The organism is Pseudomaricurvus alcaniphilus, assembly GCF_011440395.1.
GTDB lineage: Bacteria > Pseudomonadota > Gammaproteobacteria > Pseudomonadales > Cellvibrionaceae > Pseudomaricurvus > Pseudomaricurvus alcaniphilus.
Map to the genome: position 1 here is coordinate 257,742 of NZ_JAAOIX010000006.1, position 15,635 is coordinate 273,376.

Below are 15,635 nucleotides of genomic sequence, written 5' to 3' on the forward strand. Positions count from 1 at the left end.
CTGCTGTTAAACAGAATAAATTAATTGTCAACATTGGACAATAAGGCGGAGTTAAGTTCCGCGCCTTTTACAAAAATATAGTAAAAAACAGGAGTTTTTATGTCAGCAACACTCGCCATGTCTTCTATCCTTGCGGTCGACTGGGGCACCAGCAGTTTTCGCCTGATGCATATTGGCCCGGGAGGAGAACTGCTGGGTATTCTCAACGCCGATAAAGGAGTTTCCCGGCTGACCCCCGCTGAAATGGAACCGTTTCTGCAGCAGCAGATTACCACAATGGGCCCGGATGTGTCCGGCTTGCCGGTTATCCTCTGCGGCATGGTCGGCTCGGCGATTGGCTGGCGGGAAGCGCCCTATGTGGACTGCCCGGTGGATCCGGCCCGGCTCGCCAGCAACCTGTTGCGGGTGCCGTCCGAGCGTTTGCAGGCCTGTATAGTACCCGGCCTCAGGACCTTATCTGAGCTCGGCCAGCCGGATGTGATGCGCGGTGAGGAAACCCAGGTGGTGGGTTGGCTGGCGGGTGCCAGTGCCGCGCAAAAAGCCAGCGCCGTTTTGTGCCTGCCGGGCACTCACTCCAAGTGGGTGCGTATCGAAAACGGCGAGGTGCGCAATTTCAACACGGCGCTTACCGGCGAGCTCTACGCGGTGCTGCAACAGCACAGCATTCTCGCTCGCGGGGAGCAGCAGGAGGACCCCGCGGCCTTTGCTGCCGGCCTCGCCGCCAGTGCCGCGTCGCCGTCGCTGTTGCATCTGTTGTTCAGCACCCGCAGCCGCATGCTGGCGGGTCTGCACCCGGTCAGCGCCTGTGCCTCTTACCTGTCCGGTTTGTTGATCGGTGCCGAAGTCGGCGCTGCCCTGGCCCAGGCCCAAACGCTGGAAGAAGTGCACCTGATTGGCGGCAAGGGCCTGCTGCAGCGCTATGAGGCGGCGCTGGCCCACTACCAGGTGCGCGCCATCAGTCACGAGGGGGATGCCTGTTCGGCCCGGGGGTTGTGGCAGTTGTATCGGGCCAGTCAAGCGGCCTAGGGCAGCCGGTCGATAAAGCGGTTCTCCGCCAGGCCCCGTGCCGAGGTCTGGTAGATAAAGACATCGCCCGCTTGCGGCTGGGCTGCCAGTTCCGCTGCGCTGAGACCAAAGTTGGCGCTGGTGACGAACAGCCAGCTGAAGTCCTCGCCGCCGAAAGTGAGGCAGGTGACTTGCTTCACCGGCAGCTGGATCACCGTGTCGATAACGCCACTAGGGCTGTAGCGGATGACCTTGCCGTTACCCCACTGGGCGTTCCAGAGATAGCCGTCGGCGTCGACGATGGAGCCATCCGGATGGATGCCGGCGTCGGTGCGGGCCAGCACTGTGCGGTTGGCAAGGGTGCCGTTTTGCCCATAGAAATCGAAGCGCTCGATCTGGTTGCTGGGCGAGTCGGCGAAGTACATGGTGCGGCCGTCGGGGGACCAGCAGAGGCTGTTGGAGATACGGATGCCGCCGAGGTGTTCGCTGATGCTGCCGTCGTGATCAAAGCGGTACAGCTTGCCCTGCCTGGCGGGGTCGTCGCTGCTGTTGCCTTGGTTGTCGATCAGGGAGCCGACCCAGAAGCGCCCCTGGCGGTCGACCCGGCCGTCGTTAAGGCGCAGGCCCTCGGGGTCGGGCAGGCGGTAGAGCCAGTGCAGCTCGCGGCTGTCGGGGTGGAAGCGGGCAATGCCGCTCTGGAAGGCGCAGAGTAACCAATCGCTGTGTTCGATAAAGCCGAACGAGCAGAGGTTCTCCGGGGTGGGTATGCGTTCGATGTGGTCGTCGGCCGGGCGGTAGCGCAACAATTGGTTGCCCGGCATATCGGTCCAGTAGAGTCGCTGTTCGCTTTCGTTCCAAAGTATGCATTCGCCCAGGCCATTGGCGACGGGCAGGGTTTTAAGCAAATTACAGGTGATCATAGGGTTGGCCCTGTGGTGGTTCCCATAGATGGGAGTGAAAGATAGGTTGAATAAAATTTTATGTAAATTGTTAACAATTGTCTATTGACAAATTACATGTTTGAGTGGATTATGAGCATCAGCTAGCGGATATCAATACACGCAGTTGTGTATCCGATGCAAACCAGCCAGTAGGTGTCAATCTGGCAAGGTTAGAGAAACCAGCCAGTGGCTTAGGTTTCCAGGTTATAAAAAATAAGCCCTTATAAAGGGAAAGAATTCCAGAGCATCACGTTAAATAACAAGTCAAGGTGTGGGAGTAAAAGCAATGTCCAGTTTTTCAAACAATTTTAAACTCAGCGCATTATCGGCAGCGATTATCGCGGCGTCCAGCGCCTCATTTTGCGCTCAGGCTGCGGATGGCAAGAGTGCCGCCGTGCTGGAGGAAGTCGTGGTCAGTGGTATCCGCCGCTCCCTGACCAACGCCATGGATATCAAGCGCGACTCCTACGGAGTGGTGGATGCCATTTCCGCTGAAGATATCGGCAAGTTCCCCGATACCAACCTGGCGGAATCGCTGCAGCGCATTACTGGCGTGTCCATTGATCGCTCCAATAATGAGGGCAACCAGGTCACCGTGCGTGGTTTTGGCCCCAGTTTTAACCTGGTCACGCTGAACAATCGGCAGATGCCGAATTCTTCCGCCCTGCAGTCCGCGGGTATTTCCCGCAGTTTCAACTTCCGTGAGATTGCCGCGGAAACGGTTTCCGGGGTTGAGGTTTATAAAACCGGTAAAGCCAATATCAGTTCCGGTGGCCTGGGTGCAACGATAAACATCAAGACGGCCAAGCCGTTTGATTTTGACGAGTTTACCGCCCAGGGCAGTGTCAAGGCGGTTATGGATACCAGCGTTGATAAAGGCGATGACGTGACCCCGGAAATTTCCGGTATGGTCAGCAATACCTTTGCCGACGGCAAAGTGGGCGTGCTGGCCTCGTTCTCCCACGCCGAACGTGATTACCATGTGGACCGTATCGGCACCTCGGGTAACTGGGGGCGTGGCTATCCAGGCCAGGCCAACCCCGATACCAGTGCCATAGATACCTCACGCAACCCGACCCTGGCGACCTGGCGGATACCCACGGTGGATGTCGACCTGGCCGACTATCAGCGCGAGCGCCAGAACGGCCAGCTGGTGTTGCAGTTTGCCCCCACGGACAAGCTCACCGCGACCCTGGACTATACCGCGTCCCGGCTCGAAGAGCGCGGTGCCATGAACCGCATGAGCTTCTGGTTCGATAACGTTGAAAGCGGTGCGGCCGATGTCAACGGCACCATTATCAATCCCTCGCGGACTAATGACGAGTTGAACTTCTGGGCCTGGGAATACGGCTTTGAAACAGAAAATGATTCTTTTGGTTTGAATCTCGAGTGGCAAGCGACGGATAACTTGAGCTTTACCCTCGACGCCCATGACTCTACCTCCCACGCCAACCCGGGAGCGCTGCCCGCGGAGCGGTTAGCCAACCTGAAAAACCCTTTTGGTAGCGCGGCACCAGTCACTATCGCGGCGGATTTTTCCGGCAATACCCCCTCCGTCTCCTACGATGATTCCGCCTTGCCCGGTGGTGCTTATGATCCGGCCAATATCGAGGCGGATTTGTACCAGCAGCGTGGCTATGAGATCGAAAATAATATCCAGCAGATCCAGCTGGGTGGGCGCTGGGAAAATACCGATGAAGGCGCCCTGAAGGCGATTAATTTTGGCTTCGCGCAAACCAGTTACGATGTGGATTCAACCGAGATTACCAGCGCCAACTTTGCCCTGGGCGGCGGCGCCATGGATCTTTCCGACCTCGACCTGAGTTTTGTTGCGGGTGATATCGGGTTTGAGTTTATTCCCCAGTTCAGTGCCTTGCAGTTTATTGATCTCGCTGCCAGCCAGGGGCTGCTGAATCCAATTAACAAGCGACGCAATGGCATCAGTGAAGACACAGATTCAATCTATCTGTCGTTTGATTTTGAGACCACCTTCAATGGCATGGCCGTGAACGCTAATATTGGCTTGCGCTATGAAGAAACGGATGTCACCTCCTACTCACTGACCAATCCGGTTATCGGTTTCAATTGGATTACGCCGCTGGAGATGTCGAAAATTTTTGCCGATAGCGAAGCTGCCGATACCCTTACCGGTGCCTACGATCACTTCTTGCCCAATATGGACTTCAGCCTGGACATCCGCGAAGACCTGGTGGCTCGCGTCTCCTACAGCAAGACCATAGCGCGCAGTAATATCGGCGCGATGTTCCCGGCTACCAGCCTCAATAACCACTTTGCCACTGGCCCCTTCAGGGCATCCCAGGGCAACCCGAACCTGTTACCCTTTGAGTCGGAAAACCTGGATTTCTCGCTGGAGTGGTATTACGCCGAGGGCAGCTATGTTTCGGCCGGCTATTTCCGCAAAAAAGTGGATAATTATATCGCCACTGCCGAAGAGGAACGGATTATCGAAGGTCCCAACGGCCCGCTCACTAACCCCAGCGCCAACCCTCGCCCGGGTTGTCCGGATGGCAGCGTAGCGATACCGGTGGCGGCGTGTACTTCACAGCCCGGCGACCCGGCGATTACCTGGACGGTGAACACACCGCTAAACCTGAATGACACCAAAGTGGACGGTTGGGAGTTCAATGTCCAGCATATGTTCGGCGAGACGGGCTTTGGTGCGATCTTCAACTACACCATGGTAAACAGTGACGATGAATTTGACATCTACAGCCTCGACAATGATTTTGCCTTGCAGGGTTTGAGTGATTCGTACAATATCATTGCCTTTTACGAGAAAGATGCTTTCCAGGCGCGCATTGCCTATAACTGGCGTGATGACTTCCTGCTCAATGGTGGCGGTGGTGGTGAGCCGACCTTTACCGAAGAGTACAACCAGCTGGATATCTCCGCCAGTTACGACTTCAGCGATAATTTGTCGGTGTTTGTCGAAGGCATTAACGTGACTGACGAATCCACCCGTCGTCACGGCCGCTTTACCAACCAGATCAAGGACTATGAAGAGTATGGTCCGCGCTTTAACCTTGGTCTGCGCGCCAAGTTCTGATAGCGTGTTAAACGCAGTAAAAGACCACCTGCGGGTGGTCTTTTTTTAACGGATGCTTGACGAGGTGGCAGTGATGTCTTCTATTATTGCTCGGGTCGTAATTGTGGGTGGTGGCACCGCTGGCTGGATCACCGCTGGTACCATCGCCGCACAGCACCAACGGGAAAATGGCCAGGGTTTGGAGATCACCCTGGTGGAATCTCCCAATGTGCCGATTATCGGCGTGGGGGAGGGCACCTGGCCTACCATGCGCAATACCCTGAAAAAAATGGGGGTGCGGGAAACGGATTTTATCCGCGAGTGCAATGTGGCGTTCAAGCAGGGCGCCAGGTTTTCCCGCTGGCACACCGGCAAGCCCGACGATTATTACTACCATCCACTGGTTTTGCCCCAGGGGTTTCACACCGCCAACCTGGCACCGCAGTGGCTTGAAGACAGCGCTGGCCTGTCCTTTTCCAAGGCAGTGTGCCCGCAGGAATACCTCTGTGAGCGGGGCCTGGCCCCCAAGCAAATTACCACCCCGGAATATGCCGCGCTGGCCAATTACGCCTATCACTTGAACGCCGGCACGTTTTCCAAATTCTTGCAGAAGCACTGCACGGAAAAACTGGGGGTACGGCATGTGCTGGATGATGTCACCCAGGTGAATTCCGCCGCCAATGGCGATATCGCTTCCGTCTCTACCAAGGCGCATGGCGACCTGGCCGGCGACCTGTTTATCGATTGCACCGGGTTCAAGTCATTGCTGCTGGGTGAACACTTGGGCGTGCCGTTTCGCTCCTGCAAGGATGTGTTGTTTGTGGATACCGCGCTGGCGGTGCAGGTGCCCTATGCCAGCGAAGACAGCCCCATCGCCTCGCACACCATTTCCACCGCGCAGGATGCCGGCTGGATTTGGGATATTGGACTGTCGACCCGGCGCGGGGTCGGGCATGTGTACTCCAGCGCCCACACCACGGAGGAGCGGGCCCGGGAGCAATTATCGGCCTACTTGCGGCCGGAGGTGGAGAATCCGGATCTGCTCTCAACTCGTAAGATACCCATCAATCCCGGCCACAGAACCCGGTTCTGGGAGAAGAATTGTGTCGCGGTGGGCTTGTCGGCGGGCTTCCTGGAGCCGCTGGAGGCCTCGGCCTTGCTGCTGGTGGAGATCTCGGCGGCGATGATTGCCGAGCAGTTCCCGGTCAATCGCCAGGCTATGGATATTATCGCGCGCCGTTTCAATGATACCTTTCTCTACCGCTGGGATCGCATTATCGATTTTCTCAAGTTGCACTATCTGCTCAGTGAGCGCACGGATAATGCCTTTTGGGTGGATAACCGGGATCCCGCCAGTGTGCCAGACAGTTTGCAGGAGCTGATGACACTGTGGCAATATCACCACCCTTGGCACGACGACTTTGATCGCGCCGTGGAGGTGTTCCCCGCGGCCAGCTATCAATACGTGCTCTACGGGATGGGGTTCAAAACTGAACCCGGTCACCTGGGGATGTCAGGGCGCAGCCGGGAAGTGGCGCGGCAGTACTTGCAAAGGAATGAGGCGCAGACGCGACAATTGTTAGACAGCCTCCCCGGCAATCGAGAGTTGTTAAATAAAATTCATAAATACGGACTGCAGCAGATCTAGCTTGATTGCCGAGGGGCATGACTGGCAGGTTTGTGGCGTCTTTTTTGCTGGAGACCATAATGGCCAGACCCGAAATGCTAAGCCTGGAAGCACACAAAAATACCAGGATCATTACTGCCCGTGGGGCAGCTTACGGCGATAACGTGCATATGGTGCCGGTGACGGCCCGGGAGCTGCCGCGGTTGGTGGTGGATTTTCCGGTGGTTATGATTAAGAACAATGAGACCGGTCAGTTTGAGCTGACGGTGTTACTGGGGTTTGAGCCCGGTGAGAATTTGTATCTGGAAGATGATAAGTGGACTACGCGTTATATTCCGCTGCATTTGCAGCGGCAGCCGTTTATGGTGGGTTTCCAGACCCGCAAGGGCGATGATCCGGGGGCGAAGAATGCGGTGATGAGTCTGGATATGGACAGTAACCGGGTTAGCACAACGGAGGGTGAGCCGTTGTTTTTGGAGGATGGCAAGAAGAGTCCGTTGCTGGAGCGTATGGATGGTATCTTGTCGGAGTTGATGTCGGGTACTGAGCTTACCAAGGTGTTTTTGGCGAAAATTCTGGAGCTGGAGTTGATTGAGCCGGCGCAGATGGATGTGACTTTTCCCAGCGGCAAGAAGATGCGTTATGACGGTGTTTATACGGTTAACGCGGAGAAATTGGCGGCGCTGGAGGGGGAGCAGTTGCAAGAGTTACATAAGCGTGGTTTTCTTCAGGCTTGTCATATTATGATGGCTTCGTTGGGGCAATTTAATAAGTTGATTGCTCGTAAAAAGTAATTCTGGGAGTTAGCTTTTTTAAGTTATATGGTGCTGGGGTTGAAGGATCGGCTTTGCGCGTTGTGGTTTGTAGGTTCTGCGCGTTGTGGCTTGTAGGTTCTGTGTGTTGTGGCTTGTAGGTTCTGTGAGTTGTGGCTTATAAGTTCTGCGCGTTGTGGCGATGGCCGAGGTCGCGCAGCTGACGCGCTCAAGCCCATCCCTGGGTCGCTCGACTGCCGACGTCCCTGTCGGCAGACGGTCAGCTGCGCAACCTCGGCCCTCGCCACCCCAACCTTTGCTGCGGTAATCGAGTAAAAACCCAAAAGCCTAAAACCAAAAACCTAAAACCTAAAACCAAAAGCCAATACCCCTGCATTCCCGTATTCCCGTATCCCGGTGTTCCAGCATCCCAATAATCCAAGAATCCAAGAATCCAAGAATCCAAGAATCCGAAATTTAAAATTTAAAATCTTTAAATGTGCAGATTGGCTTGATCGTGCCGTTGGTAACGCGGGCAGCTAATCGGATTTGATATTTTTCTGTGGATCTACTCTTAATCCAGTCTGTAGGTGATCATTTCTTAAAAATATATTGTTAACAATTAATTGTATCCATATAATGATGGCGAATTAAAGATAATTACTGGTGGCCAGCTTGAGTTCAGTGGTTACGCCAAAAAAATGGAATTACTAATGTCCTCGAATAATGTTGAACGTCCCACCCGTAAACGTTTTCAAATTCTTACGCTTATTTTTATCAGTGTGGTTATTAACTATATGGACAGAAGTAATATGTCCGTTGCAGCGACTGCATTGAGTGAGGATCTGGAGTTGAGTGCGGTGCAGATAGGGTTGATTTTTTCTGCGTTTGCCTGGACTTATTCGGCGTTGCAAATTCCGGGTGGGATTTTTGTTGATGTGGTGCGCCCGCGTATTCTCTATCCGATTATTTTGACGGCGTGGTCTTGTGCGACGTTGTTGCAGGGTTTTGCCAATTCGTTTTTGGCATTGTTGGGTTGCAGGATGAGTATCGGGTTGTTTGAGGCTCCCAGTTATCCGGTCAATAACAAGATTGTTACCAGTTGGTTTCCGGAGCAGGAGCGGGCCTCGGCGATCGCGGTGTATACCTCGGGGCAGTTTATTGGTTTGGCCTTCTTGATGCCGGTATTGGTGACTATCCAGGCTTATTTTGGTTGGCGCGGTTTGTTTATTGTGTCCGGTGTGATTGGTATCGTCTGGGCAGTGGTTTGGTATGTGTTGTATCGGGATCCGGATGAGCACGGTTCGATAAATCAAGCGGAGTTGGAGCATATTGGTGCCGGTGGTGGGGCGTCTGCAGGGAATGTTGCAGAATCGCAAGCAGGGGGTGGGAAGAGCAAGCCTGAGCGGCAGCCGTTTCAGTGGTCGGAGTTGAAGCAGGCTTTTGTGCACCGGAAGTTGTGGGGCATTTATATTGGTCAGTTTTGTTTGGGGGGCTTGCTGATTTTCTTTTTGACCTGGTTTCCTACTTATCTGGTCAAGTATCGGGGGCTGGACTTCATCCAGTCCGGTTTTATGGCGTCTATTCCATTTCTGGCGGCGTTTTGTGGGGTGTTGATTTCCGGTTTTACGTCTGATTTTCTGGTGCGCAGCGGTGTCTCCAAGGAGATTTCCCGTAAGGCTCCGGTCATTCTGGGTATGTTGTTGTCTATGGCGATTATTGGGGCCAACTATACCGACAGTACTTTCTGGATTATTACGTTTCTTTCTATTGCTTTTTTTGGCAACGGGCTTTCGTCTATTGCCTGGGTGTTTGTTTCCCTGCTGGCGCCGCGCAAGATGGTCGGCCTGGTGGGCGGTTGTTTTAATTTTGTCGGCGGTTTGTCGGCGGTGGTGGTGCCGACGGTTATTGGCTTTCTGGTCAATGACGGTGATTTCCGGCCGGCGTTGTTTTTTGTTGGCGGCCTCGCCCTGGTGGGGCTGTGTTCTTATCTCTTTTTGGTCGGCAAGATTGAGCCGATTGTATTGCCCGAGCGCCGTGCGGCTGGCGGTATTGGAACGCGGGTAGACGCACACGTCGAATCGCACTGACCGCGGCTGGTTTAATGGGCGGTTTGTTCTGCGGACGCTTGTGAGTACTTGGTGTTTGTCACTATGCGGAATTTCTCCATATCAAAATAAATATAGTAAATTGTTAACAATGTGCGGGCAATGGGTTATGATGTGCCGTAGATTAATGGCAGGCAGTTACCCCTAAATACATAATACGGTGTGCAACCTATGAATTCCTATCAACTCACGGCGTTCCGCTACGCCCTTATCGTCGCCCTGGGCGGGTTTATTTTTGGTTTGGATGCGGCCCTGATTTCCGGTACCGTGCGCTTTATCTCCACCGAATTTGGCCTCTCAGACCTGCAGGTGGGGGCTGTGGTCAGCGCGCCGGGATTTGGGGTGATCTTTGCCCTGCTGGTTACCGGGCAGATCTGTAACCGGCTCGGTCGCAAGAATGCGCTGTTGATTATTGCTGCGCTTTACCTGGTGTCGGCGCTGACATCGGTGGTCGCGCCCAACTTCGAGCTGCTAGTGGCGGCCCGGTTCCTCGGGGGGCTGGCGTTTACCTCCCTGTCGGTGGCGTCCATGTATATCGGCGAGGTGTCACCTCCGGAGATGCGCGGCAAGCTGGTGTCCATGAACCAGATCAATATTGTCTTCGGTCTGTCGGCCGCGTATTTCGCCAATTACGCCATTTTACAAGCCTCCAATTCCGGTGCCGATTGGGTCGATTCGGTGGGTATTACCGCTTATACCTGGCGCTGGATGCTGGCGGTCGAGGTGGTGCCGGCCGCCATTTGGCTGGGGCTGTTACTGACCATTCCGGAGAGCCCCCGTTGGCTGATCCTGAAGGGCCGCCTCGACGATGCGCGCCGGGTGATGGCGCGGATCATGCCGCTGGCCACTATAGAACAGCATATTAGTGAAATTCGCGAGAGTGCCAGCCACGGCCATGCCGACAAAAACCTGCGCGCGCAGATCGCCGACCTGTTCGACCCCCGTATTCGCACGGCCATGATCATTGGCTTGACCGTGGCCATAGTCCAGCCGATTACCGGTATTAATGCCATCATGTTTTACGCGCCCACGGTGTTTGAGCAAGTGGGTATTGGTACCGATGCGGCCTTTATGCAGTCGGTGATTGTCGGCCTGGTAAGTGTGGTGTTTACCCTGATCGCGCTGGTATTGATCGATCGGCTGGGGCGGCGGCCGCTGATGATGTTCGGCCTGGCCTGGGCAGCGCTGAGCCTGTTCGCCTGTTCCTGGGGCTTCGCCGACGCGGTCTACTTGCTCGACGCCGAGGCGTTGGCGCAACTGGCGGATAAAGTCGACGTCTCCCTGTTGCAAGGTGCCTTGGGGATTGAATACAGCAGCGATGTCATGTTCAAGGAGGCCCTGCGCGGGTTACTGGGCGATACGGCGGCGCGGGCCTATGAGAGTGACTTGCTGCAGAGCGCCATCCATATCAATACCACCCTGGTGCTGCTGGGTATCACCGGATTTATTGCCGCCTTTCACATTTCCGTTGGCCCCATTATGTGGGTACTGTTCTCGGAAATTTTCCCGATCCATGTGCGCGGTATTGCCATTCCCTGTTTCGCCCTGTTGACTGCCGTGGTTAACTACTTCGTGCAACAGTTTTTCCCCTGGCAGTTGACCAATATGGGCGCGGCGGAGATTTTCCTGTTTTACGCGGTGGCAGTGACCATCGGCCTGGTGGCCCTGTTCAAGTTGCTGCCGGAAACCAAGAACAAATCCATTGAAGAGATCGAGATAGCGCTGGGCAGCGCCAGCGCGAGCCCGGTAGCAGCACACAGTGTGGTGATGAAATGACACAATCGTTAACGGACAAGATCGTGCTGGTAACCGGTGCCGGTGCCGGTATTGGCTGGGGTATTACACGGGCCTGTGTTGAGGCCGGGGCAACGGTGGTGATGGCGGAATTGAACGCCGGCGCCGAGTCACGGGCGCTGGAATTGCGCCAGCAGGGCGCCAGCGTACATTTCGTCCAGACCGACGTCAGCGATCCGGACAGCATCGCTGCGACCATCGCTGAGGCAAAGCAACAGTTCGGTCGTATCGACGGCCTGGTGAATAACGCCGGGGTTACCCTCGAAGGCGATTTCCTCGATTTTTCCATGGAGCAACTGGAGCGCTTGTGGACCACTAACCTGCGCTCGGTATTCCTGATGTGCCAGGGCGTTGCCCGCATTATGAAAGAGCAGGGCAGTGGTGCCATCGTCAACGTCTCTTCCAATCACGCCCTCTCCAGTGTGCCGGACTACGAAATGTACGCCGCCACCAAGGGCGGCATCTCCGCCATGAGCCGCTCCATGTGCTGGAGTTTGGGTCGCCACGGCATTCGGGTGAATACCCTGTGCCCCGGATTGACCCAGACCGAAGCGGTGGCCGCGGTGGTGCAGGCGCAGCCACACCTGGCGACGGCCTTTGCCAGTATGCACGCCGACGGTCGCTACTGTACGGTGGGCGAGCTGGGCGCCATTGCGGTGTTCCTGCTGTCGGAGGCGTCGGCGGCATTGACAGGGGCGGAACTGGTGGCGGATCACGGCTTGACCGCCAATTTGTGTAAAGTGGACGATTTAAAATAAGGCAGAGGTGTGCGCATGAAAATTACGGATATCAAGGCCTACCCGGTGTGGGTGGGGCATCGCAACCTGTGCCTGGTCAAGGTTGAGACCGACGCCGGAATCTACGGCTGGGGCGAGTCCGGCCTGTCCAGTCGCGAGATGGCGGTGGTGGGTGCCATCCAGCACTACCGCGAATTTTTGCTCGGCCGCGACCCGAGCCAGATCGGGGCGCTGTGGCAGGAAATGTACCGCAGCCAGTACTTTGAGGGCGGGCGGGTGCTGACCGCCGCTATTTCCGCCATTGATATCGCCCTCTGGGATATCGCCGGCAAGGCCCTCGGGGTGCCGGTTTACACCCTGCTGGGCGGCAAGCAGCGCCACGAAATCCCCTGTTTTGTGACCACCACCAAAGCCATGGGCAAGGGCTTGATCGACGACGCCAGGGCCATGGCGGCCGCGGGCTGGACAGTGATTCGCGCCACCACCGGCGAACACGGTTCGCCCTCGGCGCCCACCACCTTCGAGGTGCGCAAGTCCATCGCCAATGCAGCGGGCTGTCTGCGCGAACTGCGCCAGGAGCTGGGGGAGGAAATTGTTCTCGGCATCGATTATCACCACCGCCTGTCGGTGGCGGAAGCGGCGTCTTTCTGCCAGAAAATGCCCACCGGCACCCTGGATTTTATCGAGGAGCCGATTCGCGACCAGACGCCGGGGGCCTATCAGTCCCTGCGCGGCATGGTGGATGTACCTTTTGCCATCGGTGAAGAGTTTGCCAGCAAGTGGGACTTCAGGCCCTACCTGGAGGCGGGGATTACCAGCTTTGCCCGTATCGATGTCTGCAACGTCGGCGGCCTGACCGAGGCCATGAAAGTGGCAGCGCTGGCGGAATCTCACTATATCGACCTGATGCCCCACGACCCGCTGGGGCCGGTGTGCACGGCGGCCACAATCCAGATGGCAGCCGCGGTCCCCAATTTCGCCTGGTGCGAGGTGGCTCCCTATGACAGCGATCGCAGCGACCACGACCGCTTCTTTATCAATCGTCCGCAAGATGTCAATTGTGTCTACCCGGTGGGCGACGCCCCGGGTCTTGGAATCGACGTCAATGAGGAGCTGATCAAGGAGCAGTCGTTTAAATTCTGGGAGGCGCCGCGGCTCTACAAGCCGGACGGTTCCTACACCAACTGGTAGCGCTGTTGCGCAGAAACCTGGCATAAATAACCGAGCGATTGGGCGATGAAAAGACGACACTTTCTGAAAGCGGGAGCCACGGCTCTCGGCGCAACTCTTTTGCCGAGCGCGGCCGCCACAGCGGCGGCGGCCAGGCCCAACCTGACCCAGGTGACACCCCTGTCGCCCCTGCCGGGCAACACCACCTGCAACTGGTTGGGCGGAGATTTCTGGGGCAACCGGCTGCAGGACTGGCGTATGCATAACGGCCGTATTGAGTGCTTGCGTGGCGAGGCAAGTTTCGAGGTGCGCACCTGCGCCTTGCTCACCCGCAGTTTGACGGCGCGCCACCAGCCGGCGCGATTGCGCGCCCGGGTGGGCAACCTGACCCCGGGCCAGGACGGTTTTTGCGGCTTTCTGCTGGGTGTTGGTGGCGGCCAGCTCGACTATCGCGGCAGCGCCCTGGCGCAGCGTGCGGCCGGTGAAGGCGGTGGCTTTATGGCGGTGATGGATAATCGTGGAGAGCTGGGCTTTCGCGATTTTTCCAATGCCGGGCAGCCGCTGGCGTTTGAAAAAATACAGCGCAGCAGCGGCGTCGACATCGGTGACCTCGGCGAGCGGGAAATCCTGCTCGATTGTCACATCGACCCGCTCGCCGACGGCAAGTTTGACGTGCGCCTGGTGGCGGTTGAGGCCGGTTCCGGCCGCGAGCTGGGGTTCGCGGTGCGCACCGGTGTACCCGCCCGGGAATTACAGGGCGGCATGTCGCTGGTGTCTTCACCGCCGACGAAAGCCGCAGGTGCGCGCTGGTGGTTCGCGGATATCGCCAGCGGCGGCGGCAAGATCGAGGTCAAGCCGGAGCATGGTCTCGGGGCTGTGATGGGCTGCCTGTACAGCCTCAACCGCAGGGTGCTCAAGTTGACCGCGCAGTTTGTGCCGATTGACCTGGGCCAGCACCAGCAGGCGCGTTTCGATTATCGCCAACAGGGCACTCGCGCCTGGACCCGCGGGCCGGCCAGCGCCATCGAAGACGGCTTTGTCGCCCTGTTCAGGGTTGATGGATGGGATTCGGCTCACGCCTTTGACTATCGCATCGTATTTCCTGAGCGCGGCGACGCAGCGCTGTTTGAGGGCCAGGTGGTAGCAGACCCCGGCCAGGGTAAAAAACTGAAGATCGCCCTGTATTCCTGCATCATTCCCACCTCCCGCAGTCTCGACGAACCCTTCCACACACCCATAGTGCCGGAAGAACGGATTGCCGGGCGTTACACGGCGGGAAATATCCTGTTTCCCCACTCGGAACTGGTGCAACACTGCGACTACCACCGCCCCGACTTGTACGTGTTCTGTGGTGACCAGTACTACGAAACCTATCCCACCCGGGCGGGCCGGGATACTCCTGACGCCAAACTGGATACGCTCTATCGCTGGTATCTGTGGTACTGGACGTTTCGCGACTCGGTGCGCAACCGGCCGGCGATCATTCTCGCCGACGATCACGATGTGCTGCAGGGCAACCTGTGGGGGCAGGGCGGTGCCGATTCGGATAAACCCAGGGAAGAAGACGGTGGATTTAAATGGGACAAGGAACTGGTGCGGATGGTGTATCGGATCCAGCACGGGCACAACCCGGACGCCTATGATCCCACGCCCATTGCCTACGATATCCCGGTGACCTACGGTCACTTCGTTTACGGCGGCGTCAGCTTTGCGGTGATCGAAGATCGCAAGTTCAAGACCGCGCCGGATTACCAGGGCGACCCGACCAGCAAGCGTGGCGAATTGCTGGGCCCTCGCCAGGAGCAATTCCTGCAGGCCTGGGCCGGCATGGACAAGGGCCTGCCGAAAGTGTGCCTGACCGCGTCTATCTGGGGTTCACCCCAGACCAAGGGCGAAGGGCTTCCGCTGCTGGACTACGATGCCAACGGTTACCCGCCCGACGGCCGTACCCGTGCAGTAAAGTTGGTGCAGGCGGCCGGGGCGCTGGTATTGGCCGGCGACCAGCATTTGGGCATGGTGGCTCGCCAGGGTATAGACGGTTACGAGGATGGCCCGCTGTTTTTTGCCGGCCCCGCTGCTGCCGCCTTTTGGCAGCGCTGGTTCGAGGGCGGTGGCAAGCTGGCAAACCAGCGTAACGGCGACCCCAATACCGGCAATTTTGTCGATACCTTTGGCAACAGGATGCGGGTATTGGCAGTGGCCAATCCCAAATTGACCTACAGCGATTTTATGGATGACAAAACGCGCTGGGGCATGTTTCTCGGCGATCGCGACCTGAAAAGCGAGGGCTATGGTATTGTCGAGGTGGATCACCAGGCGCAACAGTTCGAGTTGCAGTGCTGGTCCTGGGATGCAAATCCGGCGACCGATAGCCAGTTCAAGGGCTGGCCGGTGGTGGCACCGTTTGAGAAGCCGGTTGCCTAGACACTGTAAACAGGAAACGGCACTGAAAGTT

At 56.9% G+C, this 15,635-nt stretch carries 10 protein-coding genes; 9 read left to right on the plus strand and 1 reads right to left on the minus strand.

The features are described 5' to 3' along the window. The first annotated feature begins 99 nt into the window (after positions 1–99). Positions 100–1,026 carry a 2-dehydro-3-deoxygalactonokinase gene (locus tag G8764_RS13790; RefSeq protein WP_166165227.1) on the plus strand — a complete coding sequence of 309 codons (927 nt, stop codon included), beginning with the start codon at positions 100–102 and terminating at the stop codon, positions 1,024–1,026. Here the strand turns inward: G8764_RS13790 and G8764_RS13795 are convergent. Then, complete coding sequence (locus tag G8764_RS13795) at positions 1,023–1,925, minus strand: SMP-30/gluconolactonase/LRE family protein (protein WP_166165228.1); 903 nt, start codon at positions 1,923–1,925, stop codon at positions 1,023–1,025. The genes G8764_RS13790 and G8764_RS13795 overlap by 4 nt on opposite strands. 307 nt (positions 1,926–2,232) lie before the next feature. On the opposite strand from G8764_RS13795, the gene G8764_RS13800 reads away from it, so the two are divergent. The 8 genes from G8764_RS13800 to G8764_RS13835 all read left to right on the plus strand — a co-directional run bounded on the left by G8764_RS13800 (position 2,233) and on the right by G8764_RS13835 (position 15,604). Next, positions 2,233–5,013, plus strand: a complete 2,781-nt coding sequence (locus G8764_RS13800; protein WP_166165229.1) for a TonB-dependent receptor — start codon at positions 2,233–2,235, stop codon at positions 5,011–5,013. A 73-nt stretch (positions 5,014–5,086) separates the two neighbouring features. After that, positions 5,087–6,640 carry a tryptophan halogenase family protein gene (locus G8764_RS13805; RefSeq protein ID WP_166165230.1) on the plus strand — a complete coding sequence of 518 codons (1,554 nt, stop codon included), beginning with the start codon at positions 5,087–5,089 and terminating at the stop codon, positions 6,638–6,640. Positions 6,641–6,699: 59 nt separating this feature from the next. Then, on the plus strand, positions 6,700–7,413 hold the full coding sequence (locus G8764_RS13810) for a SapC family protein (RefSeq protein WP_166165231.1): 714 nt from the start codon (positions 6,700–6,702) through the stop codon (positions 7,411–7,413). A gap of 671 nt (positions 7,414–8,084) precedes the next feature. After that, a complete protein-coding gene (locus G8764_RS13815) occupies positions 8,085–9,461 on the plus strand; it encodes an MFS transporter (RefSeq protein WP_207951888.1) in 1,377 nt (458 codons plus the stop codon). A 189-nt stretch (positions 9,462–9,650) separates the two neighbouring features. Beyond that, entirely contained in the window at positions 9,651–11,255 is a 1,605-nt protein-coding gene (locus tag G8764_RS13820) for a sugar porter family MFS transporter (protein WP_166165233.1), read from the plus strand. Then, entirely contained in the window at positions 11,252–12,031 is a 780-nt protein-coding gene (locus tag G8764_RS13825; RefSeq protein WP_166165234.1) for an SDR family NAD(P)-dependent oxidoreductase, read from the plus strand. The genes G8764_RS13820 and G8764_RS13825 overlap by 4 nt, the downstream gene beginning before the upstream one ends. Before the next feature lie 15 nt (positions 12,032–12,046). Beyond that, a complete protein-coding gene (locus G8764_RS13830) occupies positions 12,047–13,201 on the plus strand; it encodes a mandelate racemase/muconate lactonizing enzyme family protein (protein WP_166165235.1) in 1,155 nt (384 codons plus the stop codon). A 45-nt stretch (positions 13,202–13,246) separates the two neighbouring features. Continuing rightward, on the plus strand, positions 13,247–15,604 hold the full coding sequence (locus G8764_RS13835) for an alkaline phosphatase D family protein (protein ID WP_166165236.1): 2,358 nt from the start codon (positions 13,247–13,249) through the stop codon (positions 15,602–15,604). Positions 15,605–15,635: the final 31 nt, after the last annotated feature.

What these genes read in the sequence shown, in the direction of transcription:
- G8764_RS13790 (WP_166165227.1), top strand. Translation starts at nt 100, where the DNA reads ATGTCAGCAACACTCGCCATGTCTTCTATCCTTGCGGTCGACTGGGGC.
- G8764_RS13795 (WP_166165228.1), bottom strand. Translation starts at nt 1,925, where the DNA reads ATGATCACCTGTAATTTGCTTAAAACCCTGCCCGTCGCCAATGGCCTG.
- G8764_RS13800 (WP_166165229.1), top strand. Translation starts at nt 2,233, where the DNA reads ATGTCCAGTTTTTCAAACAATTTTAAACTCAGCGCATTATCGGCAGCG.
- G8764_RS13805 (WP_166165230.1), top strand. Translation starts at nt 5,087, where the DNA reads ATGTCTTCTATTATTGCTCGGGTCGTAATTGTGGGTGGTGGCACCGCT.
- G8764_RS13810 (WP_166165231.1), top strand. Translation starts at nt 6,700, where the DNA reads ATGGCCAGACCCGAAATGCTAAGCCTGGAAGCACACAAAAATACCAGG.
- G8764_RS13815 (WP_207951888.1), top strand. Translation starts at nt 8,085, where the DNA reads ATGTCCTCGAATAATGTTGAACGTCCCACCCGTAAACGTTTTCAAATT.
- G8764_RS13820 (WP_166165233.1), top strand. Translation starts at nt 9,651, where the DNA reads ATGAATTCCTATCAACTCACGGCGTTCCGCTACGCCCTTATCGTCGCC.
- G8764_RS13825 (WP_166165234.1), top strand. Translation starts at nt 11,252, where the DNA reads ATGACACAATCGTTAACGGACAAGATCGTGCTGGTAACCGGTGCCGGT.
- G8764_RS13830 (WP_166165235.1), top strand. Translation starts at nt 12,047, where the DNA reads ATGAAAATTACGGATATCAAGGCCTACCCGGTGTGGGTGGGGCATCGC.
- G8764_RS13835 (WP_166165236.1), top strand. Translation starts at nt 13,247, where the DNA reads ATGAAAAGACGACACTTTCTGAAAGCGGGAGCCACGGCTCTCGGCGCA.